The sequence below is a fragment of the Cupriavidus sp. 01L46 genome, assembly GCF_056399905.1.
In genome coordinates this window covers 1-7,068 of sequence record NZ_JBFTSF010000339.1, presented here as the reverse complement: position 1 = coordinate 7,068, position 7,068 = coordinate 1, and the positions used below count along the sequence as shown (strand labels likewise).

8 protein-coding genes are annotated in these 7,068 nt (G+C 59.7%); all 8 read left to right on the top strand.

Features of this window, described 5'->3' with window-relative positions:
- On the top strand, positions 1–146 hold a 146-nt coding region (locus AC1DS3_RS33615; RefSeq protein WP_477128862.1), incomplete at its 5' end, for a Rieske (2Fe-2S) protein.
- Positions 143–1,402: an NAD(P)/FAD-dependent oxidoreductase gene (locus AC1DS3_RS33610; protein WP_441632894.1), complete on the top strand. Its 1,260-nt coding sequence runs from the start codon at positions 143–145 to the stop codon at positions 1,400–1,402. The genes AC1DS3_RS33615 and AC1DS3_RS33610, both read left to right, overlap by 4 nt.
- A 14-nt stretch (positions 1,403–1,416) precedes the next feature.
- Positions 1,417–2,727 carry an aromatic ring-hydroxylating oxygenase subunit alpha gene (locus AC1DS3_RS33605; protein ID WP_441632892.1) on the top strand — a complete coding sequence of 437 codons (1,311 nt, stop codon included), beginning with the start codon at positions 1,417–1,419 and terminating at the stop codon, positions 2,725–2,727.
- Positions 2,724–3,239, top strand: a complete 516-nt coding sequence (locus AC1DS3_RS33600; RefSeq protein WP_441632890.1) for an aromatic-ring-hydroxylating dioxygenase subunit beta — start codon at positions 2,724–2,726, stop codon at positions 3,237–3,239. The genes AC1DS3_RS33605 and AC1DS3_RS33600 overlap by 4 nt, the downstream gene beginning before the upstream one ends.
- Before the next feature lie 17 nt (positions 3,240–3,256).
- A complete protein-coding gene (locus tag AC1DS3_RS33595; RefSeq protein ID WP_441633178.1) occupies positions 3,257–4,261 on the top strand; it encodes an amidohydrolase family protein in 1,005 nt (334 codons plus the stop codon).
- Positions 4,262–4,285: 24 nt separating this feature from the next.
- Complete coding sequence (locus AC1DS3_RS33590) at positions 4,286–5,335, top strand: 2,5-dihydroxypyridine 5,6-dioxygenase NicX family protein (protein WP_477128861.1); 1,050 nt, start codon at positions 4,286–4,288, stop codon at positions 5,333–5,335.
- Positions 5,325–6,026: an isochorismatase family protein gene (locus AC1DS3_RS33585; RefSeq protein WP_477128860.1), complete on the top strand. Its 702-nt coding sequence runs from the start codon at positions 5,325–5,327 to the stop codon at positions 6,024–6,026. Before AC1DS3_RS33590 ends, AC1DS3_RS33585 begins: the two co-directional genes overlap by 11 nt.
- 112 nt (positions 6,027–6,138) lie before the next feature.
- Positions 6,139–7,068 (top strand): MFS transporter (locus tag AC1DS3_RS33580; RefSeq protein ID WP_477128859.1); only part of this gene is annotated, 930 nt, incomplete at its 3' end.

Below are 7,068 nucleotides of genomic sequence, written 5' to 3'. Positions count from 1 at the left end.
GCTGTATCGAGTGCCCATTGCACCAGGGGCGCTTCGACATCCGCAGCGGAAAGGCGATGTGCGCGCCGGTAACCGTGGACTTGCGCACACACACAGTCAAGCGGGAGGGCGACGACATCTACGTTTTGTCGCCTAGAAGCAAGTGAAGTCGCCCGGAATTGTTATCGTTGGGGCAGGGCAGTCGGCTGCCGTCGCGGCACACGCGTTGCGCGAACATGGCTACCGCGGGCACATTGCCATGCTGGGCCGAGAGTGGCACAAGCCTTATGAGCGTCCTCCTCTGTCTAAAGCAGTCTTGGTTGCCGCGCAAGAGCCCCTACTCGACGTACTGGCGGAAGAAGCCTGGGCGCGCAGCAACATCGAGCTGCTGAACGGTAGCGATGTGGCTGCTTTAGATTTGGCGCAGCAGGAAGTCCGCCTCGCTAACGGTCAGACGATTGAGTACGAAAAGTGTTTGGTCGCCACGGGCGGCGAAGCCAGGACGCTGCCGTGTTGTCCGCCCTACAGACGTCGCGTGCACTACATACGTACGTTGGATGACGCACGACGGCTGCGCGTAGCGCTCCAACGCAGGCCGCAAGTTGCGATTCTGGGGGGCGGCTTCCTCGGCTTAGAAATAGCACATGCAGCACTTGCCGTGGGGGCGTCGGTCACCGTGCTAGAGCGCGCGACGTCTCTGCTCGATCGTTTCCTGCCACCGGAGGTGTCCGCGTGGCTGCAGTCCAACTTGTGCCGAGCAGGGGCGCGGGTGCTTCTCGGCACCTCCGTCAGCGACGCCTTTCCAGTCGAGACTGGACGTATGCTGCTGGCGACGGACGCGGGCGCGCGGCTTGAAGTCGACGAGGTCGTTGTCGCGATTGGTCTGTCGCCGAACGATGCTCTGGCCCGTAACGCGGGCCTGGAGATTGGGCCTGGTGGTGGCGTACTGGTGGACGCCAATTGCCGCACCAGCAATGAGCACGTGTTCGCCTGCGGTGACTGCGCCAGCCAGCAACGTCCAGGCCAAGCTCAGCCGACACGTCTGGAGTCGTGGCAGAACGCGAACGAGCAAGCACGCACGGCCGCCGCTGCCATGCTCGGCGCTTCCCCGCCGAAGCCCCCGGTACCGTGGTTTTGGACCGATCAAGGCGCGCACAACATTCAGATGCTCGGCCTGCCAGCAGACGACCTCGAGTATGTGCGTCGCGGAGATCCTAGCAATGCCAAGGCGTTGTGGATCGGCCACCGCCGCCTTGTGCCCATCCACGCAGTCGCTATCAACGCGGGCTCCGAGCTACGCGCATTGCGACCGCTTTTCGATCGGGACCAACCGGTACAGCTGCAGGACTTCCATCTGGACACATTGAATCTTCGCGCTTGGGCCAAGCAGCAGGCGCTGGCCGACGCGGCGGTCCCACGTTAATCAAAGGAGCTTCTATGTTTCAGTCGCAAGCGGTCATCGGCATTACAAATGCCCAGAAGAATCCCCCTTTAGAACAGTGCGTCTGGCCGGAGGACGCCCTCAACAACATCCCGGATTGGGTCTACACCAGCCAAGCCGTCTATGACCTAGAGATCGAGCGGATCTTTCGTGGGGATACTTGGAACTTTGTCGCTTTGGAGGCGGAGATTCCGAACCCGGGCGACTACAAACGCGGGTACGTCGGCTCCACGCCGGTAGTGGTCGCTCGTGCCGAAGACAGCACGATCTCTGTCTTTGAGAACCGCTGCGCCCATCGCGGCGCCGAATTCTGCCGCAGCAACCAAGGCAATGCGAAAGAATTCGTCTGCCCTTATCACCAGTGGTCGTATGACCTCAAAGGGAATCTGCAGGGCATACCTTTCAAGCGAGGTGTCGACAAGGTTGGCGGCATGCCGGCGAACTTCCGCAACGCCGACCACGGCACCCGCCAGCTGCGCGTGACAACGCGCAATGGAGTGGTGTTCGCCACGTACTCCGACAGGACCCCCTCTCTAGAAGAGTACATGACCAAGGAAATCGTCGACGAATTCGATGTCACCTTTCCCGGGAAAAAGCTCAAGATCCTCGGCTACTACCGCAACGAGCTCCCGTGCAACTGGAAGATGTACCACGAGAACCTCAAGGATCCGTACCACGCGACGCTGCTGCACTCGTTTCTCGTGGTGTTTGGTCTGCTGGTTCCAGGCATCAAGGCAAGCGTGTTCGCAGACCAGGAGCACGGGCGCCACGGCTACATGGCTTCCGCCAAGCCACAGCAGACGTACGCCACCGTCTCAGACGACAACAAGGCGGAGATGAGGTCGTTTGACGAGAACCTGAAGCTGCACGATGAGCGCTTCGTAGACTTCGTGCGGGAGTTCAACTCGCCCTGGTCTGCGTGCATGATGACTCTATGGCCGAACCTGATCGTCCAGCGCGAAATGAACACCTTGGGTGTGCGCCAGATCATCCCCAATGGCCCGCACAGCATGATCATGCAGTGGACCATTTTTGGTTATGAAGACGACACGCCGGAGATGACCAACCACCGCTTGCGCCAAGGCAACCTCATGGGCCCTGCCGGCTTCTTGGGCCTCGAAGATAACGAGGCACTGAAGTTCGTCCAGGACGGCTTGCGGCGCTCGAGCACTGACAACAATGTGCTCAAACTGGATGCTGACCAACTCGGCACAACGCGAGGCCTCATCTCGGAGTCCTGCATTCGCTCCCTCTACGCGTACTACCGCGGGGTCATGGACATTCCGGTCGCAGGGAGCGCAGCATGAGCAAGTTACTCGCCTACAAGTCTCCGACGATCTCGCCCATGCGGGCGGCTCATTTGCGYGCCGAGGTCGACGCCTTTCACGCAGAGTACTGCGCCGTGCTGGACGCGAACGAGATCGGGCGCTGGCCGGACTTTTTCAGCAACGATGCGACGTACCGGATTACCTCGCGCGAGAACGCGCTGCTGGACATGCCCGTGGGCCTCATCTACTGCGAGGGTCGCGACATGATCCGTGACCGAGCCATGGCCATCGCGAACTCACAGATGTTCGCACCGCGGCATATGCTGCACGTCCTCGGTATAACACGAGTGCTGGAGGAAGCTGAAGACACAATCAGCGCTCAGACGCCATTCCTCTTGATGCAGACCTTGATCGAGGGGCCCACCACCGTGCATCTGTCCGGAATCTTTCACGACCGCTTCGTGCGCCAGGAGGAACGGCTTCTGATTGCCAGCCGGCTTGTGGTGCATGACACCGAAATCCTGGCGACGTCCTTGGCGTACCCAGTCTGAGATCAGATATGTTCCAAATCAATCGCACCCCAAAAATCGCGCTCGAAGAGCACTTCTCCGCGCCAGGTTTCTCTGAGTATTCCGCTGACATGACGCGGTTGTTTCCGCCCGAAATCCTCGCTGAGCTTGGCGCAAGGCTGACCGACTTCGATGATCGGCGTCTGGCGGAAATGGATGCCGGCAACATCGAGTACGTCGTGCTGTCGCAAACGATGCCCGGCGTGCAGGCGGAGACGAACCGGGCTGTAGCCATACGTCGCGCGCGTGAGAATAACGAGTTCCTCGCTGGCCGGATTGCCCGGCATCCGCAACGCTTCGGCGCCTTCGCGCACGTGGCGCTGCAGGATCCCAAACTAGCCGCCGACGAGCTGGAGCGTACTGTTCGTGAATACGGCTTCAAAGGCGCGCTGATCAATGGCCATACTTTGGGGCGCTACTACGAGAGTCAAGACTTTGATGTGTTCTGGGAGAGGGCGGAGGCGCTAGGCGTGCCCATCTATCTGCACCCCACGCGCTTCAGCCAGGCCCCCGCGCTACTCGACGGCATGCCTGTGCTGCAGGGTGCCGTCTGGGGTTGGGGGGTGGAGACGGCTGGTCATGCCTTGCGCTTGCTGTTCGGAGGCGTGTTCGACCGGTTTCCGGGCCTCGTCTTGCTGTTGGGCCACATGGGCGAGTTCCTGCCGTACCAGCGCTGGCGGATGGACAGCCGCTACGCTGCCTATCCAATGGGCGTGAAGCTGAAGCGCAAACCGAGTGAATACATCGGAAGCAACATCCTGATCACAACATCTGGCGTGTGCTCTGTGCCCTCATTAATGGGAGCGATCGGCGAGATCGGGGCAGAGGCTGTGCTCTACTCCGTCGACTACCCCTACGAATCCACTGCGGAGGCCTGCAAGTTCATCGAGCAGGCGCCGCTGGACGACACAACCCGTGCGCTGATCTGCCATGGCAATGCTCGCCGGATCTTCAAGCTTGGCGGCTCGGGCAGCTCGGACGACTTAGCCCTCATGCAGTGCTAAAACCTCTCGTAGAAAGGACAAACAATGTCAGTCAGCGATTTTCAAATGATCAAGGCTTGGGACGAGGTTCTCAGGTTGAGCAACGTACGGGCCGGGCAGACGATTTCTATCCTGTGCGCCCCTCATACGCATCCACAGACGCTGCGCACGGCGACGATCGCGGCCCAAGCCGCTGGCGCGATCGTCACCAAGATCGAGCTGCCACCCATCAACGCGGAAAAAGCGACCAGCCGCGACCTGATGAACTACTTGGGCGAGACACCGCTCACCAACAATCCTGTTGCTCTCGCAGCATTGAAGAGCAGCGACCTCGTGCTGGACTTGATGTTGCTGCTGTTCTCGCCCGAACAGATGGAAATCCTGGACTCTGGAACCAAGATCCTCCTGGCCGTGGAGCCGCCCGAGATTTTGGTGCGCACCGTGCCAACTGCGGCCGATCGCAAACGAGTGCTGGAGGCATCGAAGCTGTTGCGCCGCGCAAAGCAGATGCACGTGACCTCGCCGGCTGGGACGGATGTGACTTTCCAGATCGGAGAGTTTCCAACGATCAGCGAGTACGGTTTCTGCGAAGAGCCTGGGCGCTGGGATCACTGGCCGAGCGGTTTCCTTTTCACGTTCGCCAATGAGGGTGGCAGCGACGGCACCATCGTTATCGATCGCGGCGACATCCTGCTGCCGCAGAAGAACTACGTTTCGGAGATGATCACGCTGAACTTGCGTGACGGTTTTGTGCGCGAAATCGAAGGCGGCGTCGACGCTGCAATGATGCGGGAGTTCATGGAGGCTTATAAAGACCCCGAGGCGTACGCCATGGCGCACATCGGCTGGGGCATGCAGCCGCGGTGCTACTGGCACACACTGTCACTGCTCGACCGAGAGCAGACGGTTGGCATGGACGCACGTGCGTTCGAAGGAAATTTCCTATTCTCGTTAGGGCCGAACAACGAGGTCGGCGGCCCGCGCACGACGGCCTGTCACCTCGACATCCMGCTGCGAAATTGTACGGTGAAGGTTGATGACACCGTCGTCGTGCGTGATGGCAAAGTCATCGAGGAAGCCTTCAATGAGCGCTGACCATACCATCTACCAGAAGCAGGGCTTCGGCGCCACCATKCCTCCAAAGGCGCCGTATGGTCTGCTGATCGTCGACTTCATCAATGGGTTCGCCGATCCAGGCAGATTTGGCGGCGGCAATATCCATGCCGCCATCGAGTGCACGCGCGGATTGCTTGCAGAGGCGCGGTCCCGCAGATGGCCGGTTGCACATACGAGAGTCGTGTATCAAGACGATGGCGCCGATGCCAACATCTTCGCGCTGAAGGTACCAACGATCCTGTCCTTGCGCGAGGACGCGGAGGGAAGCCAGATCGTGCCACAGCTGCAGCCTGTTGGCGGCGAACTGGTGCTGCGAAAGACAAATCCTTCCGCATTTTTTGGGACGTCACTCGCCAGCTGGTTGTCACAACGCAGTGTGCAGACCTTGCTGATTGCAGGATGCACGACCAGCGGGTGCGTGCGCGCCAGCGTGGTCGACGCCATGTGCCATGGGTTTCGACCGCTGGTTGTCACTGATTGCGTAGGCGACAGGTCGCTGCAAGCTCATGACGCCAATTTATTCGACATGAATCAGAAGTACGCGACCTTGATGTTCCGCGATGACGCCCTTGATGCAACATCCGTGGTCCGGATCTCTGGTCCAGAGAAGGTATTAGTTGGGACGAAGACTTCCGCGCTGTTTCGATGCGTGACGAAGAGCTCCCTTTAATCATGTGGAGAAGAGTGAGCGCTAGTACTGCCACGCCACTAACTAGGCCGCTTTGCAAATGGAGTTGGCTCTCAATTTTTCCATTCTTCCTCTTTGACGTAAGGATCCGCAAATGACACGACCCCATCATGAGCTTTCTGAACTTCGACAGAATTGGCGCATCGTGATCGGTTGTTTCCTCGGTCTCGCTAGTGGTGTTTCATCGCTCTACTTCTACAGTGCTGGGTTGTTTCTAAAGCCCGTCGCCGCCGAGTTCGGCTGGAGCCGAGGTACCGCGTCGCTGGGTCCCTTGGTCAGCATACTCTTGCTCGGATGCGCGGCCCCCTTTATTKGGCAAGTGATTGACCGGTACGGTGCACGACGGGCCGCGCTGTGCTCGCTGATTGGACTTTCGTGTTCGTTCATTCTGCTCGGGTATCTGACGCAAGGGCTAGCCAGCTTTCTGACGCTAGTCACCGTCCTAACAATTGTTGGCGGGGCAACATCGCCGGTGTCATTTACCCGTATTTTGGTGGCTAAATTCTCGAGACAGCGCGGCTTGGCTCTCGGCATCGCCATTACAGGAACCGGTGCAGGGGCGATCCTGACTCCGCTAATGGTGACGCCGGCCATCGCCAGTTTCGGCTGGCGAGCGACGTACTTCGCTCTCGCTGCGGTGGCCTTGGCGTTTGTGCCCGTAATCGCCTTTTTCCTGCGAGGTGCAGACTCCGTTGTTGGTGAGGAAAGGAAGGCCTCTGGCTCGAAAGGCAGTCTGCGGGTTTTGGCCGACCCAAGTTTCCTCCGCATCGCCGCGATCTTCCTGTTGTGCTCCATGGGCATCTTCGGCACGATCGTGCACGTAGTGCCCATGCTGACTGACATTGGCATCGCGCCGGTCCGCGCAGCTCGTCTTGCTAGCATCCTCGGCGCTGCAGTGATTGTTGGCCGTATTGTCACGGGTCTGTTGCTCGACCTGTTCGAAGCGGCACTGCTATCCGCCACGCTTTTTCTTTTCTCCGCTGCCGGCATGCTGGTCTTGGCTGTAGGGGGGGCGGATCTCGTC